The organism is Bacillus sp. Medicinal_06 (genome assembly GCF_056711665.1).
Window position 1 is genome coordinate 13,020 of the sequence record NZ_JBWYHD010000001.1, and the last position, 26,491, is coordinate 39,510.

The 26,491-nt window shown below is 34.4% G+C and carries 24 protein-coding genes, 1 riboswitch and 1 other annotated feature; of the genes, 2 read left to right on the top strand and 22 right to left on the bottom strand.

Features of this window, described 5'->3' with window-relative positions:
* Positions 1-78 precede the first annotated feature (78 nt).
* Both AC1M36_RS00075 and AC1M36_RS00080 read right to left on the bottom strand, forming a co-directional pair.
* Complete coding sequence (locus AC1M36_RS00075) at positions 79-939, bottom strand: Cof-type HAD-IIB family hydrolase (protein ID WP_479845474.1); 861 nt, start codon at positions 937-939, stop codon at positions 79-81.
* Positions 940-1,268: 329 nt separating this feature from the next.
* Entirely contained in the window at positions 1,269-2,480 is a 1,212-nt protein-coding gene (locus AC1M36_RS00080; RefSeq protein ID WP_479845475.1) for a cytochrome P450, read from the bottom strand.
* Positions 2,481-2,620: 140 nt separating this feature from the next.
* Here AC1M36_RS00080 and AC1M36_RS00085 point away from each other — a divergent pair, with 140 nt between their 5' ends.
* Positions 2,621-3,142, top strand: coding sequence for a PadR family transcriptional regulator (locus tag AC1M36_RS00085; RefSeq protein ID WP_479845476.1), 522 nt, complete (start codon positions 2,621-2,623; stop codon positions 3,140-3,142).
* Positions 3,143-3,208: 66 nt separating this feature from the next.
* Here AC1M36_RS00085 and AC1M36_RS00090 read toward each other — a convergent pair whose 3' ends face one another.
* From AC1M36_RS00090 to AC1M36_RS00185, 20 genes are all read right to left on the bottom strand, one after another.
* Positions 3,209-3,364 (bottom strand): DUF1540 domain-containing protein, encoded by a 156-nt coding sequence (locus AC1M36_RS00090; RefSeq protein WP_174099877.1) that lies wholly within the window; start codon positions 3,362-3,364, stop codon positions 3,209-3,211.
* Positions 3,365-3,436: 72 nt separating this feature from the next.
* Entirely contained in the window at positions 3,437-4,087 is a 651-nt protein-coding gene (locus tag AC1M36_RS00095; protein WP_336451130.1) for a Vat family streptogramin A O-acetyltransferase, read from the bottom strand.
* A complete protein-coding gene (locus tag AC1M36_RS00100) occupies positions 4,077-5,348 on the bottom strand; it encodes an MFS transporter (protein ID WP_336451131.1) in 1,272 nt (423 codons plus the stop codon). The genes AC1M36_RS00095 and AC1M36_RS00100 overlap by 11 nt, the downstream gene beginning before the upstream one ends.
* Before the next feature lie 275 nt (positions 5,349-5,623).
* On the bottom strand, positions 5,624-6,859 hold the full coding sequence (locus tag AC1M36_RS00105) for a cytochrome P450 family protein (RefSeq protein WP_479845477.1): 1,236 nt from the start codon (positions 6,857-6,859) through the stop codon (positions 5,624-5,626).
* Positions 6,860-7,035: 176 nt separating this feature from the next.
* Complete coding sequence (locus AC1M36_RS00110; RefSeq protein ID WP_336451133.1) at positions 7,036-7,452, bottom strand: hypothetical protein; 417 nt, start codon at positions 7,450-7,452, stop codon at positions 7,036-7,038.
* 230 nt (positions 7,453-7,682) lie between these two features.
* Positions 7,683-8,702 (bottom strand): DUF1835 domain-containing protein, encoded by a 1,020-nt coding sequence (locus AC1M36_RS00115; RefSeq protein ID WP_336451134.1) that lies wholly within the window; start codon positions 8,700-8,702, stop codon positions 7,683-7,685.
* 73 nt (positions 8,703-8,775) lie between these two features.
* Positions 8,776-9,192, bottom strand: a complete 417-nt coding sequence (locus AC1M36_RS00120; RefSeq protein ID WP_336451135.1) for a DUF3995 domain-containing protein — start codon at positions 9,190-9,192, stop codon at positions 8,776-8,778.
* Between the two features lie 299 nt (positions 9,193-9,491).
* Complete coding sequence (trpB, locus tag AC1M36_RS00125) at positions 9,492-10,682, bottom strand: tryptophan synthase subunit beta (RefSeq protein WP_336451136.1); 1,191 nt, start codon at positions 10,680-10,682, stop codon at positions 9,492-9,494.
* An 82-nt stretch (positions 10,683-10,764) separates the two neighbouring features.
* Positions 10,765-11,029: a binding site (T-box leader), on the bottom strand.
* Between the two features lie 221 nt (positions 11,030-11,250).
* On the bottom strand, positions 11,251-12,018 hold the full coding sequence (locus AC1M36_RS00130; protein WP_336451137.1) for a DUF3959 family protein: 768 nt from the start codon (positions 12,016-12,018) through the stop codon (positions 11,251-11,253).
* A 303-nt stretch (positions 12,019-12,321) separates the two neighbouring features.
* Positions 12,322-13,242, bottom strand: coding sequence for a macrolide 2'-phosphotransferase (locus AC1M36_RS00135; protein ID WP_479845478.1), 921 nt, complete (start codon positions 13,240-13,242; stop codon positions 12,322-12,324).
* 107 nt (positions 13,243-13,349) lie between these two features.
* Positions 13,350-14,882 carry an alpha/beta hydrolase gene (locus tag AC1M36_RS00140; protein ID WP_479845479.1) on the bottom strand — a complete coding sequence of 511 codons (1,533 nt, stop codon included), beginning with the start codon at positions 14,880-14,882 and terminating at the stop codon, positions 13,350-13,352.
* A 323-nt stretch (positions 14,883-15,205) separates the two neighbouring features.
* On the bottom strand, positions 15,206-15,895 hold the full coding sequence (gene tenA, locus AC1M36_RS00145) for a thiaminase II (protein ID WP_479845480.1): 690 nt from the start codon (positions 15,893-15,895) through the stop codon (positions 15,206-15,208).
* 180 nt (positions 15,896-16,075) lie between these two features.
* Positions 16,076-16,182: riboswitch (TPP riboswitch) on the bottom strand.
* Between the two features lie 102 nt (positions 16,183-16,284).
* Positions 16,285-17,007, bottom strand: coding sequence for an MBL fold metallo-hydrolase (locus AC1M36_RS00150; protein WP_336451141.1), 723 nt, complete (start codon positions 17,005-17,007; stop codon positions 16,285-16,287).
* A 157-nt stretch (positions 17,008-17,164) separates the two neighbouring features.
* Entirely contained in the window at positions 17,165-18,190 is a 1,026-nt protein-coding gene (locus AC1M36_RS00155; RefSeq protein ID WP_336451142.1) for a homoserine dehydrogenase, read from the bottom strand.
* Positions 18,191-18,325: 135 nt separating this feature from the next.
* Positions 18,326-19,513: an esterase/lipase family protein gene (locus tag AC1M36_RS00160; protein ID WP_336451401.1), complete on the bottom strand. Its 1,188-nt coding sequence runs from the start codon at positions 19,511-19,513 to the stop codon at positions 18,326-18,328.
* 303 nt (positions 19,514-19,816) lie between these two features.
* A complete protein-coding gene (locus AC1M36_RS00165) occupies positions 19,817-20,497 on the bottom strand; it encodes a lipoprotein BA_5634 family protein (protein WP_336451143.1) in 681 nt (226 codons plus the stop codon).
* 96 nt (positions 20,498-20,593) lie between these two features.
* Positions 20,594-22,531, bottom strand: a complete 1,938-nt coding sequence (locus tag AC1M36_RS00170; protein WP_336451144.1) for an ABC transporter permease — start codon at positions 22,529-22,531, stop codon at positions 20,594-20,596.
* Entirely contained in the window at positions 22,506-23,276 is a 771-nt protein-coding gene (locus tag AC1M36_RS00175; protein WP_174099893.1) for an ABC transporter ATP-binding protein, read from the bottom strand. Before AC1M36_RS00175 ends, AC1M36_RS00170 begins: the two co-directional genes overlap by 26 nt.
* Positions 23,277-23,420: 144 nt before the next feature.
* Positions 23,421-24,404: a sensor histidine kinase gene (locus tag AC1M36_RS00180; protein ID WP_336451145.1), complete on the bottom strand. Its 984-nt coding sequence runs from the start codon at positions 24,402-24,404 to the stop codon at positions 23,421-23,423.
* On the bottom strand, positions 24,401-25,108 hold the full coding sequence (locus AC1M36_RS00185) for a response regulator transcription factor (RefSeq protein ID WP_336451146.1): 708 nt from the start codon (positions 25,106-25,108) through the stop codon (positions 24,401-24,403). Before AC1M36_RS00185 ends, AC1M36_RS00180 begins: the two co-directional genes overlap by 4 nt.
* Before the next feature lie 209 nt (positions 25,109-25,317).
* Between AC1M36_RS00185 and AC1M36_RS00190 the strand changes: the two genes are divergently transcribed.
* Positions 25,318-26,466, top strand: a complete 1,149-nt coding sequence (locus AC1M36_RS00190; protein ID WP_336451147.1) for a DUF418 domain-containing protein — start codon at positions 25,318-25,320, stop codon at positions 26,464-26,466.
* The last annotated feature ends 25 nt before the right edge of the window (positions 26,467-26,491 follow it).

A 26,491-nucleotide genomic window follows, 5' to 3' on the forward strand; every position in this document is an offset into this window, starting at 1 on the left:
AGTAATAAGGCTTCTATGAATCTCATAGAATACCTTACCCCTAATAAAAATAAAAAAGAATCCAACAAGGATTCTTTTTTATTTTTTGACCATGACATATTGATAAAGAGCATGTGCCACTCCATGTTCTTCATTCGTCAGTGTTTCATAATCACAAATCTGCTTCATTTCGTCTACTGCATTTCCCATTGCGATAGATATATTTGCCTTTTTCATCATAGAAATATCATTTAGACCATCACCTATTGCAACAGTATTTTCTACTGGAATATTAAGATATTCCGCTAAGGTATATAAACCATTACCCTTTTGAGCGTCACAATGATTAATCTCTACATTATGCCAATATGAAGCAGTAATTGCTAGCTCAGTATGATGTTGAAAGTGCATTTTTAACTTTGTTAATTTCTCAATATCATAGGAAAATGGTAAAAGTTTATGCACATAAATCTCTCCTTCTAATATTGATTTACAACTTTCTATTATATGAAACGCTGTATGCTCAAGGTACAACGCTGCAATAGTTTCAAGCTCTTCTTGATCAATATCTTTATTTGACCTTTTTATCCATTCTATTTCATGATTCACACTTTCTTCACCGTATGCCGGAACGTATACTCCCCTGTCTGTATACAGTTGATAATACATACGATTTTGTTCAAGATACTCGACAATTTCGAGTACCTTTGTATTTTGAATTGGGTATCGCTTCATCATTTGTTGATCTGTATAAATAAGAGCACCGTTTTCTGCGATAATAGGACATTGTAAATTAGCTTCTAGTAGCAAATGTTCAATATCTACGATAGAACGTCCTGTACAAATCACCACTACATGTCCCTGCTCCTGACATTTCCGAATTGCTTCTGCATTTTCTTTACTAATTATTTTATTTCCTGAAAGAAGAGTTCCATCTAAGTCAATTGCGATTAGTTTCATTGTTTCGTCACCACTTTCTATAAATAAACATACTCGGATAAAGTTTTACTTATTGTGATTTTACAGACAGTTGATTCCTCCACTTGCTTTCACTATAATTTAAGGTGGAAGATTTTCTGTTCGTAAATAGCGGAATAAATATACAAACTAGGTATCGTTTCCATATTTACTTTGCCAAGCACAACTTAGTTATAATTTATGAAAAGCGTTTCAGGTCAAGGAATATTTTTTAAGTCGTTTAAAAAGTTTATAGAGAACAGTAAGATAAATATAAAAAGCAAGTAAAAATCCCTACTTAAACAGGAATTTTCACTTGCTTTTAAATATGCTTATTTCATTAAAAGAATAGGCAGTTGTTTTAACGTTTGTTCATTCTCTAATATACAGTTTTCTAGATGAAAGGATGGAGAAAGCACCAGTCTTTTAAAATTGCTAATAAACGTAGTTAATGCAATTTCAGCTTCTAAACGAGCAAGTGGCGCACCTAAACAAAAGTGTGGCCCTTTCCCAAACGTTAAATGTTTTTCATTTCCAGGTCGGTGTAAATCAAAGCGATCTGCTTGCAGGAATTTATTTTCATCTAAATTGGCAGCACTGATCCATGTAACAATCATTTGTCCTTTTTTCATTTTTGGTCCAAATATTGTTGTATCTTCCGTTATAGTACGAGCTAACGTGACAGGGAAACGATAGCGTAGTACCTCTTCTATCGCTTGAGGAATCAGCCCTAAATTGTTACTTAACTCATTGTATACATGGGGTGCATCTACTAAAAAGCAATAAAAGCTATTAATAATGAGGTTTGTAGTCGTTTCATTCCCTGCGGCTAAAAGTCCTAATGCAAATGTAACAATTTCATCGTCAGTCAACCTTTCTCCCTCATACTCTGCTCTGATTAAGTCTGAAATAATATCTTCTTTCAAATGGTATCTTTTTTCCTGAACAATCGGCAAAAGATAGGCTTTAAAATCATGTAAAGCAACTTCTTTCTGTGTATCTAAATCGCTAAATTGTTCTTTGCTATATGGCATGAACAAAATATCTGACCACATCTTAATTTTTTTCCTGTCTGTTGTTGGAACACCTAATAAATCAGAAATAACGGTTACAGGTAGAGGTGCAGCAAACTGCTCTACAATATCAATTTCAGTATAATTATTCATATCTTGCACCAGTTCATTTGCAATTGCTTGTATTCGTGGTTTCCAATGCTGAAGACTTCTTGGGGTAAATGCTTTTGAAACAATTGAGCGGACATTTCGATGCTCTGGAGGATCAGAAGAATTTAAATTCACTCTTGTTTCTAAAGGTGGGACAGAAAATTGACGACGATCTCTTCTACTTGAAAATAAGCGATAATCAGATAAAACACGATTCACATCATCATATAAAAAGACGTTCCATACATCTTGCTCTGGATCATAGTAGACTGGATGATTTTCCCTCATATGTTTATACCACTCATAAGGATTCCATAGCTCTTCTTTTGTTTTGAGCTTTGAAATTTCATGAACCAAAATCACATTTTCAGGCGAATTCATAGTACTTTCCTCCCTTTTCTTTTAAAATAAAAAATAATAGGTAGTCAGTGCAAAGGTGTATAGGCTAACATATGTTATTTTAACATATGTTAAAGAAATATTTATGGATATAAACTTGAGAAAAAATTAGGAGGATACATATGTATGTTGATATTTTGCTACTCGCAGAATTAACTTCTGGACCAAAGTATGGTTATGAAATAAAGAAAAATATTCAAAATCGTCTTGGAGAAAATTTTGAATTGAATCATAACATGCTCTACCCTGCTCTTCGTCGTTTTGAAGATATGGGAGCAATTACAAAAGAGATTCATCAACAAATAGGCAAACCAAACCGTAACATTTACAAATTAACTCCTACAGGTGAAGAAATCTTTTACGAAATGATGCGAGAGTTTCCAGAGAAACTAGCTGCTAATGAGGCTGAATTTCTTGTACGTGTTGCACTATTTGAGAAACTGGATTACGAAGCTCGTAAAGAGGTTTTAACGACTCGTCAAAATGTGTTACATACACAATTAACCTCTATTCAATCTTTAGCTGAAACATCACTTTTTATTTCTGAGGTCGTAAAGCATAGAAAATCATGTATTGAACATGAGTTAGCTTGGATTACATCTCTTATGAAAAAAATAACAAAAAAAGAAAAAAACTATGAATGAAAATGAGATTTATTATCAATACTATAATTAATAAAAGGGCAACCAGATGCGGTTACCCTTTCTCGTTTAAGCTTCCGGAATGAATGTTTTGCAATCAGTTTCTTCCGTTTTCGATGCTTTGTTACCTTTATGACTCACTACATAAATTGCATCTGCATTACATTTGTTTCCGTTACCCCAATATTTACAGTTGTTTACTTCACATAAAACATCTTGTGCCATAAGTATCACACCTCCTTATTCTTTTATCATTAACAAATTTGTGAGGTATGATACCATTTGGTGATCCGTTTTTTACTTTTGACGTACTTTTTTGCTTAGGGCAATCTTTCTTAAAGCTCCTATATCTCCACTTACAATCACATGAATATTGTTAGAAATAGTCTGAATGTCCAAGTCCCACCACTTCATCTCTAACAATTCACTTATTACATCATTTGAAAATCGCTTTTTTATCTCAATAGCAGGATTACCACCAGCAATTGTATATGGTGGAACGTCTTTTGTTATAACAGCTTTAGCAGCAATAATTGCTCCGTCCCCTATCTTAACTCCAGGCATAATCGTCGCATCCATTCCAATCCATACATCATTTCCGATTACCGTATCTCCTTTAAACGGTAAATCAGAAAGCGTAGGTGTGAATTTCTCCCAGCCATGACCGAAAATATTAAATGGATAAGCTGAAAACCCATCCATTCTATGGTTTGCGCCATTCATAATAAATGTAACTCCAGGTGCTATGCAACAGAATTTTCCCATAACCAATCGATCTCCAAAAAATTCATAGTGGTATAGCACTTGATCTTCGAATGTTTCTTCATTTTTCGAATCATAATAAGAATAATCTCCAACAATAATATTTGGTTTGGTTATTGTATTTTTAATAAAATGAACACTCTTGTTTCCTTCGATAGGATACTTCACATTCGGATTAGGATTCATGCTGGACAGCACCACCTTCATTTGAAGTTTCTACTATTGGTTTCAAATTGTATATTGGCAAAATAAATAAGGAACCAATAATAAATAATAATGCTGTTCCTTCATACATTGTACTAAGTGAAAATACTTCTTTTAATGAACCGGCAATACTCATCGTTAATACCATCGAACCCGTAAATAAAGGGCTCAAAATCCCATTTACGCGTCCAATAAAGTCTGTATCCGAATTTTGAATAATGAGTGTGTTTATCCCGATTTGGATACAAGGAAGAGCGAGACCACTGAAAAACTGAGCGATAAGTGTGATCCATAAATTTGTCGAAAATCCAATGATACCAATACCAATTGCCTGTGCAACCATCCCTAAAATTAACATCTTTTGCGGAGCGATATTTTTCGCAAATACCATTGCTAAAGCTCCACCAATAATCATCCCAGCACCATTTACAGTTAATAGCCATTGTAAGCTTTCTTTTGATAGACCTAATTGCTCTGTCACGATAAAAATACCTAGTGGCTGAATGAGACCAATTCCTAATCCTGCTGCCATAAAACAAATACCAAGTAATGTTAATGCTTTCTTTGCTTTTACATATTTAATTCCATCCACCATTTCTTGCAGTATGCTCACTTTTTTCTTTTCTTCCTGTTCTTCAGCATCTTTTGGCAGAAATAACAAAACTAACGCCGCAAGTAAAAAAGCAATACCTGTCACAATAATAGAAGTGTAAATTCCGAAGGCTTGAAATATAAATGTTCCAAGTATAGGACCTAATACCATAAAAATTGCAAAAATGGTTTGATATAAAGACATCGCCAATTGTACTTCTTCTGTAGATAGATGTTGTTTAAATAATTTCATACCTGAAGGCTGTGAAAACTGCGAAAGAATTGCAGAGATAAGCGTAACAAAAAACACAACTTTCCATGTACCAAACATAAGTGCGAAAAGTACTGCAAATACAGATAATGAACTTAAAGTTTCGCACCAAATCATCGTTCTTTTTGGTTTCCACCTATCCGCGAATGTGCCTCCTATAAATGAAAAAATAAAAATTGGGGCAAATTCCGCAACTGAAATCATAGAAATGGCAAACGCATCGCCATTTGTCATTTCCATTACAAAAAGCAGTACCGCAAAGTTTCGGATCCAAATCCCTACCTGGAGAAATAATGCCGAAGCAATAATTGCTTGCACAAATCGATTTTTTAATACTACAGACATATTACTCTTTTGTTTCACTTCTACATTCATTGACATAAAAAAGCCCCCTATTCCGCATTCTAAATAGGAGGCAGCACAATCATATCATAAAAGACAGGTCTATTCGCAGTGCGAAAATACATCCCTTTTACATATAAAAATGTACATACTAATCCTATTCAGAAGAATATTTCGTTCTATAACGAAGATTTCTTAAAAAATAGAATTAGTTGATCATTGGGATGTCTTCACCCTTCCGTTTCAATTTAAAATCACACATACATACTCTATGTAAACCACCAAACATGTATGCGTGTCTCAATTTATTTATTCTAGAAAGACAATGGTAATTCCTCTAAAGAACGCATTAAATAATTACCTTGCCACTTCACTTTTTCACGCTCACCTTTTATTTGTATGTTCGGCATATGGGTTAGCAATGTGGAAATTGCAATTTTTGCTTCTAGCCGGGCAAGTGGTGCTCCTAAACAAAAATGACTCCCCAGTCCAAAAGCAATGTGCCTGTTATTTTTCCTTGTAATATCAAAAACCTCTGGATTTATAAAAACATTCTCATCGCGATTCGCTGAAGCTAATGAAATAGTCACCATATCCCCTTTTTGAATTTCTTGACCATGTATCATAAAAGGTTCAGCTGCCCAGCGTGCTGTCGTAACTTCAACAGGGGAATAATAACGTAATCCTTCTTCAATCGCCGAATCAATAAGCTCTGGTTGTTCTTCTAATAACTGTAGTTGACTTGGATTCTCCAGTAAAGCCAAAACTGTATTGGTAATTAGATTCACAGTCGTTTCATGCCCAGCTACAATTAGTAACATAATCATTGAATAAAGTTCTCGGGCACTTAACTTACTACCTTCACTTTCAGCTTGGATTAATGCACTAACCAAATCTTCTTTTGGATTTTTCCGCTTTATATCAACCAAGTATTGGAGATATGTAATGAATTCTGCTAGTTTCATTTCAGTTCCCTTTATTTCTTCAGGGGTTTCGGGTGAATCAATTACCGCATGAGACCACAATCTAAATTTTTCTTGATCCTCTTTTGGAATCCCTAGCATTTCACTGATTACATTGATTGGCAATGGAAATGCATAGTCATTAACAAGGTTTAAAGAGCGTTTCTGTTCGGCATGATCTAATAAAGTATCCGCAATATGCTGAATACGTTCATCTAATTGTGAAATCATCTTAGGAGTAAATGCTTTCTGAACTAATGAGCGTAATCGATTATGATCAGGCGGATCCGAATTTAACATATGAGTCGTTAAATAATCTCCATTGTCTACAGAAAGAAATGGATTAACCTCTACTTTTTCAAATACATTTTCAGGGTTTTTCTTTAAACGAGAATCTTTTAAAAACGCTAATGCATCTTCATATCTTGTAATGAGCCATTCTGTCCCAAGTTCACTCTGATTTACGAACAAAATAGGTTGTGATTTACGTGATTCCTTATAAATCTCATAAGCATCTTCTTTAAACTCTGCAGAAGCTAAATAAATACCATTTTCTATTTTGTAGCCCACCATGTTTTTGAAAGACATCGTACTCCCTCGCTCTCTTCTATTTGTGAAACTCACTCCAACATATGAATTATAACTTATAAAAAGAGGGAATTTTGTTAATTTTTCGTTATAAGCTTACTTTATATATTGAAAAATAATTCTTTTCAAAAAACAAGCGATAAGAAGATGAGTTCTTCTTATTGCTTGTTTTTTCACTAAGAAAAGCACATAAAATTACTAATTTGCTGGTATCGATAACTAACTTTACGGCGACGGCCACCTTGCCATGTATAGCCCGAAACTCCATTCCGTCTTACTTCCGTTGGAAAAAACCATAAATCTCTTCCAAACGGACCTGGGCGATGTAAACGTAAGTATCCCCATCTCCCTAAACAATTGCACATCCATGATTTTATATTACCGCTTTGTACAGGAGATGCGAATGTTGATGGTACGGCAGGCGCTTGTGATGGAGGGGGTCCCGTTGGAGCATCCTCAGCATCATCTGGTCGATATTCTTCAAGTTCGACATCTCTCATTTCATCAGATGCTTCATAGCTAGGAATTTGTGGGTTATAATATGCTGTTTGATTATAATCTGCATACGGAAAATACGTTGGTTGATTATACATAGAAAAAATCACCTCTTATGATTTATTACTCTATCCATTCATATGTTGTATCGCTTTTATATGAAGCTTATTTATATAGCCCAAAATAGAAGTTGAGGGATTCTGTATTGAAATTACTGTAAAACAATAAAAGGGGTCTCATTTCTTTCTCTGAACAAAAAGCCCAATTTCTCAACTTTAATGCTGAGAGATTGGGCTTTTTATAATGGACACTGCAAAGCAATCCTTTCTTAATGGTTCCTCTTCAGCTTGACGCTATAATAGCGCATCGCTTTCAAAGTACCTTCCATTTTAAATACACCTTGCCCAATTAACGTACGCAAGCGATATTCAAGAAAAACATCTCCAACTGACTGTTCCAAATTCCCAAGAACTTCACCAATTAGTCTTGGAGCCTTATAAAAGTCTCCTTCTATTCTTTCTTTCTCCAAATTCTTTGCACATTCAATGATGAAAGAATCGAAATAATCTTCTTGTACAGATTGGACTTGGTTTTCATTCCAAATTCGTAATAAATCCGTAGTCTCAGAGAGTAATTCCCATTCTCGCTCAAGAGTTTTCCGTGCCTCATTAGTCAGTAATGTATCTTTACCGTACTTTTCATAAATATCTGCTAGTTTCTCTGGAGATAACTCCCCTGTTGCGCGTATATCATAACCTTCTGGGAACAGTTCTCTATATGTTTCAGATGTGTTAATTACACGAATATTGTCTCGATCTTGTAAATGTGCAAGTACAAAACAAAGCCCCACATGTTCATGTGCATTATTAGCTTTCCAAATTGTGATTGGTATATCTTGAGGAATAGACTGTAATTCCTCCATCGATTGTCTAAATGTTGATAAATATTCTTCTTCAAAATAAAGATCATAAGAGTTTAAATTTCTAGATAGCCATTGCTGACGAGCTACTTGTCCAGCTTCTAACTCCAATTGATGAATTGGACCGATAGAAAATGCATCTGAGAAGAGAATAACATAGTCTTCTGTTAAATTAGCTTGTTTCAGCATGTACTTAATACACCCAGCTGGTGAGTCACCAAATGCTATATGTACATGTTTACTCTCTTTGATATGTAACCTAGGTTTTTGTGATTCAATGAGTTGTTTTGGGATTTCTGTTAAAATTGCCATTCTATCTTCACTTGGCTCTGTTTCCATTAAATCAAGTTGAATTAAGATGAGGCGGAGTAATGATTTTGCTTCATCTTCTGGCATATTATCGATTACTTTACTTAAATTATCTATCATATATTTCCCTCTATTCATTTCTAAAATAATGTAGTTTATAGCGTAACATATAATGAGACACATGCTATTCTTTTCATCTAATAATTGCCAAGAAAAATGAAAATGATAAAAAAACACATAGCGGGACAAACAACATTGTATCCATTTTAGCAAAATATGTATCTTTTTTTCTTTTAAAAATACCAAAGTAGTTGAATTCTCCAACCACTCTTAATCCAAACACAATCATACAAATCCAAGAGCCGATTTGAACAATGATATGTGGAATAAAAGAGGAAATAACATTTGCCTGTAATAACAAAAGTAACGCCGCTACACATAGTAATAGTGCAACTAATAATGTCATACCCGTTCCAGGAGAAAAAGCTTTTTCTCCTGACTCAGTTGGAATCGCTGCCTTTATTCCTCGTTTTCCACCAAATGCCCAGTAAACATGCAATAAACTAATACTTACTAAGAGACATGCTGATATAGTGATGATAATAAGCAATATTAATCCCTCCGTCAATGTGCTTCTTTTAAAGTTAAGAATATTCAACAAAACAACAATGAACAATCTATTTCTAAATTGTTCACAATATCGTCATTTGTAATATTATTTAATTTTCATTTTTTATATTCCGAAACCGTATAAAAACAATAGAATATAAAGGCATTAAGTTTACTTGTAATTAATGGGCGGATTGCTCTAATTGAAAAAGGATGTGATTCCGGTGAAAAACATAGAGAAAAGCGATTTTCTATTCAAAACTGAACGAAAAATCGCTTTTCCAATTCTTTTACATACGTTTATTTCTGGTTATTCATTTCAAATACTTGCTGTACGTCTTTATCGCCGCGCCCAGATAAATTAACAATAATACTTTGATCATTTCGTAAAGTTGCTGCTAATTTCATAGCATAGGCCACTGCATGAGAACTTTCCAATGCAGGAATAATCCCTTCCACACGAGACAATTTATGAAATGCTTCTAATGCTTCATGATCATTAATCGCTACATATTCTGCACGTCCAGTTTCTTTATAATAACTATGCTCTGGTCCAACACCTTGGTAATCCAGTCCTGCCGCAATGGAGTGCGCCTCTGCAATTTCTCCATTTTCATCTTTCATCATATAACACTTAAATCCATGGATGATACCAGGTCCTCCTGCTGTAAGAGGTGCTGCATGCAACCCTGTTTCAATCCCTTTACCACCTGGTTCAACACCTACCATTTTTACTTCTTTATCATGATAAAATGGAGCAAATAACCCAATCGCATTACTTCCTCCACCTACACAAGCAACCAAATAGTCAGGTAGACGCTGTTCTTTTTCAATGTGTTGTGCTCTTGCTTCCCTTCCAATTACAGCTTGGAAATGACGAACGATTGTTGGATATGGATGTGGTCCCAGTGCAGAACCTAATAAATAAAATGTATTTTCATAGTTTTGAGCGTAATCTTCAAGTGCTGCATCTACCGCCTCCTTAAGAGTACGTCCTCCTTCTTGAACAGCAATTACTTTCGCCCCTAATAATTCCATACGAAATACATTTAATTGTTGACGTTCTGTATCCATTCCTCCCATATAAATCGTACAATCTATTCCAAACATAGCACAAGCAGTAGCTGTAGCCACTCCGTGCTGTCCTGCCCCAGTTTCTGCAATGATACGTTTTGCTCCCATTCTCTTTGCGAGCAAAATTTGTCCTAATACATTGTTAATTTTATGGGCTCCTGTATGATTAAGGTCTTCTCTTTTAAGATAGATTTTTGCACCACCGATTTCTTCACTCAAACGATTGGCATAATACAATGGATTTGGACGCCCTACATATTCTTTAAGATAGTATTCATATTCATTTATAAACTCTGGGTCATCTTTATATTGATGAAACGCGCTCTCCAAGTGAAGTAAAGCCTCTTGGAGTTGTTCTGGCACAAAACTACCCCCAAATTCGCCAAAATATCCATTTTCCGCTTGTAATAAATTCATGTTAATTCCTCCCTTTGGTTTTTAATTGTTGTATAAGAAAAAGCGTGTGAACGCAAAAAGCCCCCTACATGCATTAAAGCATGTAGAGGGCGATATATCCGATTATACCGTGGTGCCACCTCTTTTGATTCTTTGTCACATAGACTAAGAACCCTCTCGTTTTTGGATACAGAAAAACAAATTCGATATCCTCATCCTTGTAACGGCGGAACCCGGGTCGCATACTCCTAACGTTTCAGCGTACCTCTCCTAAGTCCATTCAGTATAATCTATCGTACTGGATTGCACCATCTCCAGCTCTCTGTAACGCATCAATTACACGTACTCTTCTTAGTCAACGATTTTTATTATTTAAATTTAATTATGATATTATCGAACTATTTTTATTTTGTCAATAACAATAGAAAGAAAATTCATTCTTTTGTGATTAGTTAATCGATTTGTTCATCTTATATTTCATAGTAATTTTAAATAATTAATATATTTATTCAACAATAGTAAAAAACACAATACCCTTTCATCGTACAAAAGGGCATTGTGTTTTTAAATCTTTGTTTAGGAATATCCTCTACACATTATAACGATTTCTTCTTCGTTCCATCCTTGTTTGGCCTTGTGTTGTTTCCATTTCATGATGTTGATGCTCTGTTTGCGCTGTATGATACGTCGGTACTCTTTCTTCACGGTTTGGTTCATACGTGCGTGTTTCTTTTGCTTTAGAAGATTTTCTACCGACTTTAAACATCTTAATTTTTAATCTTGGCAGGCTCGGAATACGAATTTTAAACTTAGGCTTGAATGATTTCTTCTTTTGTTTAAATAGATTTGTTTTTTCTTGTTTTTCATTACTATTCCCACGATGTAGTGCATTTGCAAGAAACCCACCAAATAAAAAGCCTGCTACCAGCAGTAATAGATACAAACGTTCTGTAGTCAATAAGTTCATAATACGTCCGAGAACAGCTAATGATTGGGCTTGTTTCATATCCCATAATAAACCACCCCATAATGCAAGTAACCCTAAAGTAATTGCATATGTACGGAATCGGAGTATAAGTGGAATAACGGCAATACATGCAGCGATTTTAGCATTTGCTAGTAACGAACTAGCTGTTGCGTATTGATTCCAAATCGCCAGCAAAAACGTAATAAATATAGTGTAAGCAAGCCAACTACATATTCGTGAATACATTCGTTTCGCATAGTAGCTTCCAAAACTTGTGAAAAACAACAGTCCTCCTAAATACAATGACAATTCAAGAGAAATTTGTTTCATAATACCTGCAATTGGAAATAGGAAGCTGAGTACCATTAAAAGCACATCAAGTTTCTTCATAACTCTCATCCCTTTCAGTTTTCTACCTTTCTTCTATATAACAAAGCAAATTTTGTTGTTTTTAGCATATTCCTCACTTCCACCAAATTATAAATAACATTCCTAAAAATCATCTTAATCCTACTAGTACCCAAAAGTAAACAAAAAAACAAAGCTATAATTGACAATAGAGATCTAGATTTGTATAAAGAAATGACAAATCCCGCTATTTGTAAATTAGCGGGATTTTGAAATTATCTTGCTGTATATTTAATATGATTATACTTTCCCTCACAACGCAGCTACTTCACACAATATAATTTACTATTTTTCACCTATCCCTAAAGCTCCACGTGCCATTTCCATATGTGCTTCTTTCTTTGTCTGTAGTGCAAATAATCCAATCATAACTGGATAAGCAGCGCCAAGTTCAATAATATGTTCAAGCATTCTCGGCCAAACTTTCCCTCCTGCTTTTTCATATTCGTTTAATAGTACTTTCAAATTCTCCTGTCCAAAGATTGTAAGATAAAGAGTGAAATCAGTAGCTGGATCTGTCACTTTCGCTTCTGTCCAATCCAAAAGTCCTGTTACTTTGTCATTTTTATCAACTAAAATATGCGGCGGATGTAAGTCACCATGAACAAATGAAGAGTGCTTTGGCCAATACGATTCATCTGCAAGCCATGTTTGCCAACGCTCCCATAGTTCATCTGAAACACCAAGTTTTGATTTTATTTGATGCATTCTATCTATTAACAATTGCTTTGCTTCAGCAGGTTGAAGAACTTCAATTCCCTTTTTAGTAGCCTCATTATAATCAATCGAATGCAAGGCGACAAGTGACTCTGCTAAAGATCGGATAAATGTCATAGATGGTGGATCATTTTGAATATGCCACACATAATTTTGTATTTCTAAATCAATCACTGCTGCAGGGTTACCCTTTACTAATGGATAAGCAATTAATTCTGGTGTGTTGATTTTCCAATTTGGTACTGCAACAGGTACATATTTTTGAACAAGCTCAAGTATTTTCCCTTCTAATGCCCCTCTTTCAATTACATCTGGTCTTCTTGGTTTCCGGAGAACCCATGAAACACCCTTTTCATCAGTAGCAAATACAACTTGAAAGTCCATTCCTGATTCATTTAATTCAGCGCTTTCTTTATTTAATTGTAAACCATTCTTTTCTGCAATCTTTAACATTGCTTCTATACTTTTCTGTTCATTTGTATTTGTCATAGATAGACACTCCTCTGAAATTTTTCATATAATTACAAAAAACACAGACTGGGTGCCCGTGTTTTTTGTAAACGAAATGAGCTCTTATAAATATACTGTCCTTATTTTTATTTCGCTCTTCCTTGCACCCACGTAGCAATATCATTTATAACATACTCAGGAATATTGGCTGGACTATAATATTCATCCGGTTTACTTAATTCCCCATCTCCTTCTGTAAAGAAGTGATTTAACTTTGGATAAAGTCGATAATCTACATTATCTCGCTCTTTTAATTGTTCTTTCCAAAGAGGAATTTCGATTTTTGATTGAACTTGATAGTCTCTTTCTCCTTGAATAATAAGAAGCGGTGTCTTTTGTTCTTTAGACATTTCTGCCGCCTTAATTTTACGGATAGAATCCCAAAATACAGGCGCTCCTAAATAAAAATCTTTTGGAGGGTTTTTTCCAGAAAAATTAGGGTCATTTAATAATTCATATTGCGCTTTATAAAATTTATATTCCTCAGCTGTCATTCTGCCGATAGAATACAAGTAATCAAATTGATCTAAAACAACATCCTGGAATGTACGAGCTGGTCCTCCCATCACAATTGCCCCAGCAATATTTTGATTTTGGTCTTTTTCGATCATTTTCGGAACCATCATTCCGCCTTGACTATGGCCGAGAACATAAATTTGATTCTTGTCTATCATAGGATTATTTTGAAGAAAACGAGTCGCAAAAAGTGCATCATCTGTTGTTTCTTTATCAACTGTATAAAACGGACTAAATTGTGTTTTCAATCCATGTTCATATGTTCGTTTATTATAGCGAAGAACAGCAATTCCTTTCGAAGCAAGACCTTCAGCTAAATCGCGAAACGGTTTTAAAGCAAACGCAGTTTCATCTCGATCGCTTGCTCCAGATCCTTGCACAAGAATAACCGCTGGGAAAGGCCCCTCTCCCTTTGGAACAGACAGTGCTCCTGGTAATGGGAACGCGCCACTTCCGACTACTACTTCTTCTTCAGTAAACGAATCAGGATTACTATATGCCGGGCGCTGTGCAACAGAGTCGGATGACATACTAAGCTGGAAATCGTCTATTTTTCCAGATGGATCTAATCTAAACATGAAAGGTACAGTGAATTTTTCAAATACTAATCCAATTTCAATGTTTGTATGAACGGAATTCGTCTCTTTTTGCTTTACCTCTCCAATTCCAATAAAAGAACCTGCTTGTAACTGCAGGGGAAGTTCCTTCCAATAACTCTCCAGCCACTTTTCAGATATTATCTTCTGTAAAGGTCGAGAAGTTAAATCAAATGCAGATTTATAATTTTCAGTATGCATATAACGGATAAATGTAAGAGTAGTAGATATAACAGGATTTTCATCATCAGCATTGTTTATTTCTTTTATATTTGTGTTTGTTTCTTTGGATGTTGAGGTAAATTGATGGTTGAATGGATTATTATATGTATAAGGATAAAAACTTATTTTCAATGCATCTGTATTTCCCCTCTCATACAGACTTGGAGAAATTGCAAAATTTTTAGGTTGAATGGATTCTGCTGCGTATGAAACTGAGGGAATGCTTATTGCACAAATTGTACTAACGAGTAAAATCTTATTCGTTATTCGTTTTCTCGTTTTCATATTTATTGACTCCTTTCAAAGTTAAATTCTTTTAATACAACATTCCAAGCATTGTAAGGAAAATAAAAAACATCAAAGAGATTAATAAATTTCTTTACGCCCTCTAACAAAGAATGTGATATTATAAACAAACTTCAATAAAAACTACCTTCTTCCTCCTTTTTATTATGTAATTTTTTAATAATATATGAGCATCTAATTAGTGAAGTTGATTCTTCTAAAAACAGAGAAATAGAAATATTATTTTCGTACAAAAAAATGACTAAACTAAGTTAGTCATTTTCTATACTTTTTACACGCGTGATAAGAGACATATTTGTTTCTTATAAACTTATATCTTCTACTTGTTTTTCTACTGGCCATTTTTCTAATGTGTAAGCCATCTCCCAAAATGAATATTCATATTGACTACTAATGACAAAATGCTGTTTCATGCGCTTACGATCAGTTTCTGTTACTGTTTCTGCAATGGCATCTAATCTGGCAATTTGCTCTTCTACTAAAGTACGGAACCAGTCAGAACCATATGCAGAAATCCACTCTTGGTAAATGGGTTCTTCCGGTTTACATTCCTTAAGTCGCTCACCAATTTCATAATAAAGCCAATAGCACGGCAAAATCGCTGCGATAACATCCCCAATATGTCCCTCGTATGCAGCGCGATACATATGTGATGTATACGCATAAGCCGTCGGTGCAGGAATGAACGATTCTTTTTCTTTTTCCGTAATTCCTAATTTTTTCGCAAAATTCTCATGCAGCGATAATTCAGCTTGGTATGTATTTTGTGCATGGTGCGCCATACGAGCTGTCGTTTCTAATTCAATCGCTTTTGCTGCTCCTAACGATTGGACTCTTGCAAAATGACTTAAATAATATGAATCTTGCAGAACGTAATAGCGAAAACTAGCTAAATCTAATGTTCCGTTCCCTAGTTTTGTCACAAATGGATGATTAAAACTTGCTTCCCAAATCGGATTAACTTCTTTACGTAATAACTGTGAAAATAACATGATAGACCCTCCAATAAACGTTTTAATAATAAAAAAATGAAACAAGTTTCTTAACGAATTGCTCGTTAGCTACTAGATTACTGAGACTCACTTCAAGTAGGTGCGCAAAATAAAAAAGCTTTCTTTACACACACGTAAAGAAAGCGGACTGGACATTATCAATATTTAAAAAAATATCATATTCTGTCACTTCCACTTCCCTACGCTGGTATTACCCAGATCAGGTCCTAAGGGTTTCAAAGATATTTTTTGATCTCAGCCTTTAAAAGGCCCCCCTAGTGGATAAATATATATAACTATTTAACTTTGATATTAATCATAACATATTCTAGAATACTATCAAATATTATTTGTAAATTCAATATCGCTAACATATAGGCACGAAAATGTTAGCAATCCTCTTCTACTAATCTCGCTATTTGCTCCTTCACATTCAAATTACAAACACCACCGTGATAACAAATCACCGTCTCAATATCAAATTCTAAAAATCTTCTAAGCGATTTTGTAGCTGTATCCATGTCTGGCGTTGTATGCGGAACAGGTCCTTTTAAGTTTCCACCAACGCATACTATCGCGTCGCCCGCAATTAATGTTTTATATTTTTCACTATATAAACTAATATGTCCCGGAGTATGCCCTGGTGTATGAATCACTTCAATGCCTCCGAAAAATGGTAGTCTTTCTCCGTCTTCTAATGTCCGATTTACTTTTGCCGTCGGAGGATTTTCATATAGAAATTGCATAACTTCTGGAAGTGCATCCCATTTGTCTTTACTCATTTTACTTGGATCCGTTTTCATTAAATGCACTTGTCCTTCAATATATGGCTTGTCTAATTCATGTGCGTATACTTCAATAGAATGGCCTGCCTTCTGCTGTATTTCAGGAAGACTTCCAATATGGTCTATATCTTGATGGGTTAAAATAACTGCTTGTAATTGTTCAAAAGGGACACCAATACCAATCATTGCATCACGAATCCCTTCTAATTGGCCTGGCATACCAGTATCGATTAATATAGCTTCTTTTTCATCCCAAAGTAACGTGGGATTTAATTCGAATTCTTGAATTTTTAATTTTAACACCGCTAAACCGTTTTCTATTTTCATATTACACGTCTCCCTCGATACATAAATTAGTGAAGGTATTTCACTTACTAAAATGTATCACGTTAAGGATATTTAATCAAACACTAAATTTATAATCATAACACAAAAATATTTATTTGTCAAATTTCTTTATTTGATCTACAACCAGAATTTTTCATCACACATCTTTCCGATACAAATTAATTAAATCTTTCAGAGCTGCCGCTGCTGCTGCTCTTGGGTTCGAGGCTCCCCCGATTGAAGTAACTCTTCCCATCGTATCAGTATGAAAAGTGATTCCTTTTTCCGTTCCATTTACATGAGCTAAAGGATGCTCTTTCCCTATTTCACGCGGACATACTTCAAGTTTAGGGTTCCCTGAATGGTCTCTATATGCCGCTCCAATTAGTTTTAGAGATTTACCTTGTGCTTTTGCTTTCTCTATATCTTGTTTCGTAATACCCTCTATCCCATTTACATTTACGTAATCAAGAGAGTATTCTGACTGAAATAAACTGTTCGCTAACAATAATAGTTTACAGGCACTGTCCATTCCACTTACGTCTAATGATGGGTTTGTTTCAGCGATTCCTTTTTGCTGCGCTTGATGCAGTGCTTCCTCAAATGTTACATCTTTTTCGTACATCTTTGTAAGAATATAATTTGTTGTTCCATTTAAAATACCTTCTATACTTTCAATTTGGCACCCTGCTAAACTAAATTGTCCAATATCTAATGTAGGGAGCGCAGCTGCAGTTGCACCACTATAACGAATACGTACGTTAGCTTTCGTTGCTTTTTGCTTTATTTCTTTCCATGCGCTAACGAGTGCACCTTTTGAAATAGCGACTACATCCATATGATTTTCAATCGCTGTTTCAATATATGTTCTTCCAGGTTCACCTGTTTGAAGATTAGTTGGTGTTGATTCTATTAATACATGACCAAAAGGCATTTTTTCACTTTTATCGAGTGGATAGTTTTTGAGATATCTCTCCAATGCATTAGAACCTGTACCATAAGTTAATAATTCTTTAATATGTAAACCTTTGGCGCTAAAGAGATTGACTGTACTTCCCATAACTCCAGTAAGGACAAGTTCGATACCGTACATCTCATTTATATATAAAGCTTTCTCAAATACCAATCTTACAAACTCTTTTCCAACAGTTCCATATCCAGATATTACTATGTTAACTCTCACATCATCACCTCAAACTATTGTGCTATTTTAATGTTAACTCCATTATACTCCGAAAATATGATGTGATTCACGAAAGAAAACTCCCTCAAAAAAATTTGAAGGAGCTGCTACATTTCAATATAAATATGAAGCCAGTTATTTCGGTAAATTGGATAGCTTTTCAGCAATCTTTCGGTAAAAAGCATTAATATCAGAGAACCCTAAGGAATCCGAGACACTTAATCCAACCATATCGAGGTGATCCCAGTTTTGTTTTGTCTCAATATGATTCCATTTCCCAAGTTCTGGCGCACTACTATTATTTATAACCACATCAGTTGATGGTCCTACCATAGAGTTTGTATTTACTACTCCGTCATTTTCCCACCAGGATGAATCAATGAATGTACGATTCTGTTCGTATCTTGCATATGACCCTAAGAAAATTGCATTTCCCATCAGTGCCTTATTCATGGTGATGTGCGGTAAATGAATTCCCGTTATAGGTGCTACTTGTGTTGCATGTCCACTGTAAGAAAAATAATATACATCTGGTTGCGCTTTTACCCAAGTGTTCAATTCCTTTGCTCCATCTGTACTTAAATCCCATTGGCTTATATCTTTTGTATCCTTCAAAATGGAACTATTTAAGACACGGTTTGAATATTGATAAAATGATTCCCCAGCTCTTTTTTTAATTCCCCATTGATCCAATTTAAAATCGTATAGTGATAGATTGTTATTTTCTCCAACTCCAGCAGTTGCGACGAGTAATTGCTTTACAGCTGGCAAGAGTAAACTTCCATCTGCAAGGGTTGTCCCATTGTGAGGAGTGGCTAATGTCGTTACACTATGAACGTATGATTTTCCTCCCTGAAACAACGGAGACATTTTCACATCAGCATGTTGTTTTACATATTCTCTCTCTTCTTGATTCCCTTCTTTTAACAATTGGACTAGCGTACGTATTGTTTGTCCTCCCATACTATGTCCTACTAAATGAAGCTTATTTGTCTCACTCCAATTTTGAACAAACCCTGTATATGTTCTTCCATATCGATCGTGTCCATGTTTTTCGGCATGAGCTGCTCCATAATCTACTGTTCCACCATTGATTTGAGCGTATAACTCACAAGCACGATCCCAGTTACTTGATAACGGCCCAACAGCGGCAGTATGAACATTGTATCCATCTCTCTTTAAATTTTCTTGAATATCGTGAACACCACCCCAATACTTTACACCCAATAATTCATCTCTGCCCCATCCTGTAAAACCATGTACAAGAATAATCGGATTGTTATTTTTCTTCCCTTCTTCTGCTTGTATTGGCATCGGTAGCATTACACTCGAAGCGATACAACATAAAATTAATAATCCCCAAAGTAATCTTTTCATTTTACATCCCCTTTTCTTTTTCTCTACATCCCTAATAAAACGCTTTCAATTCTACCTCCTTCTTATGTGATAGAAAAAAGATCCACAAAGATATACCAACGCAATTTGCAATGGCTATATAATGTGGATCTCCAATTCTCTATCACATTTATTAACTTAAAAATAATGTAAACAATATTATTTGAATTGTCTATCTATTATGAAATATTACATAGTTGATAAAGTTTTGTTGACAATTCCCTTTCCCTTTTAACCTTCATCCTCAAAAGTAACAAATTTGACCGATATTAATTTATGAAAATCTTTGACTTGCCTTTTTATCTTTAAATATTCAGTTTTTAATGTATTATCTGTCGACATTTTAGGCTTTTCGTAACCCAATAATTTTTTGAAGTGAATAATCTGTAACTTTGTTTCATCCGCTTTTATCTTTCTATATACATCCTTTTTTGCAACAATAAGATACCATTGAGACTTATAATCACGAGAATTTCCAATCCAAGCATCGCTGTCATATGAAACAGGAATTTCTTTACTGTTTAAATCGATACTTGTAATATGTTTTTCCTCTTCATGTGTAAATAATAACGAAGCTTCTTTTGGGATTTCCGGTAATTTTTTTATAGAAGTATAACCGGAGCGATTATTCATATCATTCTTCCGCAAAATTCGATCTTTTATCATAGCTTGCGCTGTTGTTTCATCTATAATAAGCACTTTATTTTCACCAAAAACGCCCGTTTTCACTTCAAATACTTCTTTTTCTTCTATATTTTCTTTGTAACGTTCAAAAATAGGTAAAGTAAATTGTTCGTCTCCAATCATTATCATCCCGTTCGCAGGCCGTTTATTTTCTTCAGAGGAAGAACAGGCACTTAGGCTTATGACAATCAGGACAATTAATATAAAAAAAGATATTGTTTTTCTCATTATGACTCCTTTCATTGTCTAAATTAATTTTCAAGTATACTCATTATGGTTATTTTCCATTTACCTTTGATACAATCAAAACTTAATAGTCATATTTTACTGATCCATAGTCCTATAAAGTTTTTGTAAGTAACGCCAACGAGTCATAAAAAAATACAAGATTTGTATACATACAAATGAAATTAAGATGATAATTGAACTATTTAAAATAGAAAAATCCACTAATTGTTGCAGTGCGGTATATGCAACTGCAGTATGAATTACCGCAACAACAATTGGTAAAAAGAACATGATTAACAACTGTCTTGTTACAACACCTTTTAGTTCTCGCTTACTTAATCCCATTTTTGAAATCATTTTATATTGTTGTTGATCCCGGTCTAAATCTGTATATAAACGGAAATAAATAAAGCTCGCTGCAAATGTAAAAAAGACAATTCCTACTAAAACACTCGCCATAAGTAACAATCCGTTTGTTTGTTTCGCTTGTAACCACTGCAATGCTAAAGCTTCAAAATAAAAGCTACGCTCTCCATTCTCTATACCCAATATGTTATTTAATTGATGTGAAATTTCCTTTGTTCTCATCCAATCATCTACAACAAATCCGTAAATACGCTCTTTAGAGAACGTGATATCCTCACGAGCAATGAATGGAACTTTATCATATACTTGGTCTTGTACTGCAATTAAAGTATTTCCTACTTCATGTGGTAGAACCAAGTTCTTTACAGCTTTCTTTACATGAAATGTTTTCATCCAATCCCCATGAATCACTTCAATTTCCTTTTTAAATTGATTATTTTCAAACTCTTGTTTTTGCGCTATCCACCCTGGAACTAGCAAAATTTCATCTTCTCTATCAAGCGTTTCTTTTTGGTAGCCAAGAGACTTCGCAAGATCATTATATTCACTTAATTTCATAACAGAAACATCGCTTTCTGTATATTTAGTAGAGGCAGAACCCAGTCGATAAGCAATATTTGCCTCATTAAGATATTTCTTAATTAAAGCAAGGTGCTCATTTTCCATCTTATTGTCTTCAAAACTCATATAGGTAAACGTATACGGATTGGTCATTCTTGACAGTTCTTTATTTCCAAGTGCAGCAGTAGTTCCAATTGCAGTGAACGCGACTGCCGAAATGATAGACACAATAAAAAACATCATTGCATTATCTTTCATTCGATATATTAACTCTGAAAACGTTAGTATATTTGTTTTCTTTAAAAATAAAGATTCCCGCTTTTTGGCAGCTTGCAATAGAAAAACACTGCATTGCGTATACAGAAAATATGTACCAATTATAACCAATAACACACCTAATCCTAATAACGGAAAAGAGATGATTCTTCTAAAGATAATATACAGTACGATTCCATATCCAGAACTGATACTAACAAATGATAGAAGCGATAAAATAATAGAAGCTTTCGGTTCAGGCTTTGGTTTTTCTTCTGCTTGAATAAGTTCCACAAGTTCAGTTACTTTAATCATCTTAAAAGTAACAAGTGATACAATTAAAAATAAGATAAGGAATGTAACAATAGTTAGTAGAATCGCTTGAATTGGAATATAAAAAGGTAGTCCCTTGTTAATCATTAAAATACTTGCACTAATAAGTAGTACCAACTTGGAAAATATAAGGCCAATCATAATGCCTATAAAGATTGAACCAAATCCAATTAACATATTTTCAATAAGCACTAACTTTTTCAACTGTCTTATAGACATTCCTTGCATCATTAAAATGCCAAACTCTTTTTTACGTGTTTTTAAAAATGAGCTTACTGAATATAAGATAAAGAAAAATGAAAACACAAAAATCAAGCTTTGTGAGATCCTAAATCCAATTGTACCAAGTTCACTTATCGTTTCACTTGTCGATTTTAACTCACCAGTTAAATCAGGGTGAAATAATAAAAGCGCATACGTAAAGAAAATCATAATAGAAAATGTACTACTTAAAAAATGAGCGGCGTACGTCCGTTTATTACGGAAAACATTATTAAATGCGAATTGACGAAAAGTCATGTCTTTTCCCTCCTAACAACGAGAGAACATCCATAATTTTTTGATAAAAAGCTTGTCTACTTTCACCGCAATAAATTTCATTATACAATTCACCGTCTTTAATAAAGATAACGCGACTACAATAACTTGCTGCATATGGATCATGAGTAACAAGCATCATGGTTGCACGTTCTTTCTTATTCAGTTCTTCTAACATACTCATCACATCATTCGAAGACTTAGAATCTAAATTTCCCGTAGGTTCATCCGCTAATAACAATTGTGGTTTATGAATGATTGCACGAGCAATTGCGGTTCGCTGTGCTTGACCACCTGAAATTTCATATGTTCTTTTATGCAAAATATCCAGAATGCCTAACTTTTCTGCAACTTCTTCTACCCGCTTATTCATTTCCTTTACAGCCACTCCATCTAACGTCATTGGCAACACAATATTTTCTTTTACGGTAAGTGTACTGAGAAGATTAAAAGACTGAAAAACAAATCCTAGCTGTTGTCGACGGAATAATGCTAGTTTTTCAGATGACAGCTGAAAAGGATTCATCCCATTTATTAAAATGTTTCCTGATGTTGGTGAATCAATCGTAGATACCATATTTAACAATGTTGTTTTCCCACTACCAGACGGACCCATAATACCAACAAACTCACCTTCTTGAATAGATAAATCAATATCAGCAAGAGCTTTATAAGGAACTTTCCCCTTATATACTTTACTAATTCCTTTCGCCTGCAATATTTCCATACCACATTCTCCCTTCATTTATTCTGCTTAGTTTAAAGTGTAAAGGAGTTATCTTACATCTCATATTGATTCGTCTTTCATTCACCTTACAACTTTGTAAGATTTCTAAAAAAGCTGATGAAAAAGTCTATTTCATCAGCTTTTTTATGAAGTGTAAAAAATAATTCTTACAGTTGTACCTTTTCCAACTTCAGAATGTATTTCTACTTGATGACCTAACTGTTTCGCAATTTCATATACGAGGTATAAACCCATCCCAGTAGATTCTTTGAAATCTCTACCATTTTCTCCTGTAAAGAAAGGTTGAAACACACGTGGCATATCTTGTTTTGGTATGCCTACTCCAAAATCTCTTACTTCTAAGGTGACGGTCTTATCTACACTATATGCTTTTATTATAATTTTTTCTCTACTACCGGCTGAATACTTAATTGCATTAGATAAAATTTGACCAACTAAAAATCGAAGCCACTTCACGTCACTTTCTACAACGATGTCTTTTTCTATTTTGACTTCTGGATATACAAAATTCCGAATAAAAAAGCGCTTATGTTCATGTATTGCTTCGTTTACTAAATTATATAATTGCACTCTTTCTACGTAGAAATCTTGTGTGAAAGTTTCTAGCCGCGCAACATATAAAGCCATTTCTAACCCTTTTTTTAGTTTATCTGCTTCTTCGTTAATACTAACAAATCGAGGGTCAACTTCATCTTGTGTCATTAATTCAATAACAGATAAAGGTGTTTTCATTTGGTGAATCCATTGATTCATAAAAGTTAAATGTTCCTCATTTTTACGTTCCTGCACTTGTAATTGATTCTGATAATGACGATATTGTACTTCTAATAACTCATGCAATGCAGTTGACAAAGGGGAGAAGTCAGATTTTTGTACAGATTCATCTAATGATTGCATCGGATTTGCTAACCTTTCATAAAAAGACTTATGAGTAAAATAGCGATATAATAAATAAGCAAGTAAAAAACATACTCCTAAAAACATTGCATAAAGCGCGGTGGTTACATGGCGATAGCCATCAAACCAATACACAAGAAAAATAGCGATGAGCTGGAAAGCTGTAAAACATAGAAGCGGGATATGTTCTCGTAGAAACAGTTTTATCATTTTCTCCCACCATTTTCCCATGTAATATGTAAACGATAGCCAACACTCCGAATTGTTTCAATCGCCTCTCGAATTCCTAATGCTTGGAGTTTTTTACGAACACGCGTTGTGTTGACGCTTAACGTATTATCATCAACGTAAGATTCACTATCCCAAAGCTTATTTAATAATACTTCCCTACTTACAACACGCGGATAATTTTTCATTAGCATCTCTAACAAAATCGCTTCATTTCTTGTTACATCAACTTCTTGACTGCGCAATTGTAATACTAAGCGCTCTGGAAATAAAGTAAATCCTTGCTGCTCAATCATTCGCTCTTCTATTTTTGGTGCATAATCTCCATATGCACGTCTTAGTTGACTACGAATTTTCGCCATTACAACTTCATAATGAAACGGCTTTGGTATATAATCATCCCCGCCATTTTCTAAAGCCATGACTTGATCCATCGTACCTTCACGAGCTGAAATAAATAAAATGGGACACGTAGAAACAGCACGAATTTGCCTACACCAATAATAGCCATCAAAACTTGGTAAATTAATATCTAATAACACCAAGTCTGGTTTTGCTTGTAAAAAAACATCTAATACGCGTTGAAAATCGACGATAACAATTCCTTGATACCCATATTTTTCGATGTAAGAAGATAATAATTCTGCGATTTTAGGATCATCTTCCACAATCATAATTTTAACCATTTTTTCATTCCTTTCTTATAATCTCTACGTAAGCATATACTACCATATTTTTTCGTACTTATTTTTAAGAATTCATTGCATGACTATTTAAATACTTCATTTCTTCACCTATATGACAGGTGTCATTTCCTTTAACTGACACCTGTGCATATAAAAAATTCCTTTTTAAAGATACAATAATGACAAAATTATAAGAAAAGAGGAAAACAATGAGAAATAACAACAAAAGAATTCGTTTGCTTGATATATTAAGGGGTTTCGCTGTGTTAGGAACACTCGGTACAAACATTTGGATTTTTGCATATCTAGGAGATCTTTCTTATATTTTTACGTTTGATCATGCAATTTGGTGGGCGTCACTTAATGATTTCATTCGGCTTTTCTTCTTATTTTTAGTAAACGGGAAACTTCTTGGTTTATTAACAATCATGTTTGGTGTAGGACTTGAATTGAAATATCAACAATCTTTACGAAAAGGCAATACATGGCCTGGTGTTTACCTATGGACTTCTTTTCTACTTTTATTAGAAGGTTTCATTCATTTCACTCTTGTTATGGAATATGATATTTTAATGAGCTATGGAATAACCGCAATGATTGTTGCTTTTATGATTAAACGTGGTGATAAATGGATTCATCGAGCTATGAAGATAATAGGTATCTTTCATGGAACTGTTATGCTTTTGATTCTTGCTATATTTATGTATTTAAAATTTACAGGAATCAACATTTCATTAGGTAGCGCTAATGAAGTTGTAGCACTTTATAGCAATGGAACTTGGTTCGAACAAATTCACTATCGACTAACAAACTTTATTTTGAATCGAATAGAAGTCATTTTTGTTATCCCAATGAATATTTTTCTTTTCTTATTAGGAATACGTCTTATGCGTGCTGGAGCCTTTTCCCCTGATGAAAACGGGAAAAGAATTCGTACAAAAATGCTAAAAATCGGAATTGTGATTGGTGTCCCTCTCAATCTGTTAATCTTTATTCCAGGCGGTATCTTTGATTTACCAGTTCGCTATTTATTTGCACCTTTCTTTTCTATTTTGTATATTGCATTGATTGCTAAAATGATAGAAGGATTTGAAGACTTTTGGCTATGGCAGCGCCTTGAAAACGTAGGAAAAATGTCTCTTAGCTGTTATGTTCTTCAAAACATCCTCTCTTCTATACTCTTTTACGGTTGGGGCTTCGGCTTTGGCGGGAAAGTGACTTCATTATCGATTGTCTTTATTTGGCTCTGCATCTGCCTATTTGAAATTTACTTTGCAACATTTTGGCTAGCTAGATTTAAATTTGGTCCAATGGAGGCCGCTCGAAGATACACAGCTGGTTTAATGAAGGATTCTTAGTGGGATTTCACTAAGAATTCTCCTT

Bases quoted from the DNA above. Each gene is read 5' to 3' on its own strand.
- AC1M36_RS00075 (WP_479845474.1), bottom strand. From the start codon at position 939: ATGAAACTAATCGCAATTGACTTAGATGGAACTCTTCTTTCAGGAAAT.
- AC1M36_RS00080 (WP_479845475.1), bottom strand. From the start codon at position 2,480: ATGAATTCGCCTGAAAATGTGATTTTGGTTCATGAAATTTCAAAGCTC.
- AC1M36_RS00085 (WP_479845476.1), top strand. From the start codon at position 2,621: ATGTATGTTGATATTTTGCTACTCGCAGAATTAACTTCTGGACCAAAG.
- AC1M36_RS00090 (WP_174099877.1), bottom strand. From the start codon at position 3,364: ATGGCACAAGATGTTTTATGTGAAGTAAACAACTGTAAATATTGGGGT.
- AC1M36_RS00095 (WP_336451130.1), bottom strand. From the start codon at position 4,087: ATGAATCCTAATCCGAATGTGAAGTATCCTATCGAAGGAAACAAGAGT.
- AC1M36_RS00100 (WP_336451131.1), bottom strand. From the start codon at position 5,348: ATGTCAATGAATGTAGAAGTGAAACAAAAGAGTAATATGTCTGTAGTA.
- AC1M36_RS00105 (WP_479845477.1), bottom strand. From the start codon at position 6,859: ATGTCTTTCAAAAACATGGTGGGCTACAAAATAGAAAATGGTATTTAT.
- AC1M36_RS00110 (WP_336451133.1), bottom strand. From the start codon at position 7,452: ATGTATAATCAACCAACGTATTTTCCGTATGCAGATTATAATCAAACA.
- AC1M36_RS00115 (WP_336451134.1), bottom strand. From the start codon at position 8,702: ATGATAGATAATTTAAGTAAAGTAATCGATAATATGCCAGAAGATGAA.
- trpB (WP_336451136.1), bottom strand. From the start codon at position 10,682: ATGAATTTATTACAAGCGGAAAATGGATATTTTGGCGAATTTGGGGGT.
- AC1M36_RS00130 (WP_336451137.1), bottom strand. From the start codon at position 12,018: ATGAAGAAACTTGATGTGCTTTTAATGGTACTCAGCTTCCTATTTCCA.
- AC1M36_RS00135 (WP_479845478.1), bottom strand. From the start codon at position 13,242: ATGACAAATACAAATGAACAGAAAAGTATAGAAGCAATGTTAAAGATT.
- AC1M36_RS00140 (WP_479845479.1), bottom strand. From the start codon at position 14,882: ATGAAAACGAGAAAACGAATAACGAATAAGATTTTACTCGTTAGTACA.
- tenA (WP_479845480.1), bottom strand. From the start codon at position 15,895: ATGTTATTTTCACAGTTATTACGTAAAGAAGTTAATCCGATTTGGGAA.
- AC1M36_RS00150 (WP_336451141.1), bottom strand. From the start codon at position 17,007: ATGAAAATAGAAAACGGTTTAGCGGTGTTAAAATTAAAAATTCAAGAA.
- AC1M36_RS00160 (WP_336451401.1), bottom strand. From the start codon at position 19,513: ATGCTACCGATGCCAATACAAGCAGAAGAAGGGAAGAAAAATAACAAT.
- AC1M36_RS00165 (WP_336451143.1), bottom strand. From the start codon at position 20,497: ATGAGAAAAACAATATCTTTTTTTATATTAATTGTCCTGATTGTCATA.
- AC1M36_RS00170 (WP_336451144.1), bottom strand. From the start codon at position 22,531: ATGACTTTTCGTCAATTCGCATTTAATAATGTTTTCCGTAATAAACGG.
- AC1M36_RS00175 (WP_174099893.1), bottom strand. From the start codon at position 23,276: ATGGAAATATTGCAGGCGAAAGGAATTAGTAAAGTATATAAGGGGAAA.
- AC1M36_RS00180 (WP_336451145.1), bottom strand. From the start codon at position 24,404: ATGATAAAACTGTTTCTACGAGAACATATCCCGCTTCTATGTTTTACA.
- AC1M36_RS00185 (WP_336451146.1), bottom strand. From the start codon at position 25,108: ATGGTTAAAATTATGATTGTGGAAGATGATCCTAAAATCGCAGAATTA.
- AC1M36_RS00190 (WP_336451147.1), top strand. From the start codon at position 25,318: ATGAGAAATAACAACAAAAGAATTCGTTTGCTTGATATATTAAGGGGT.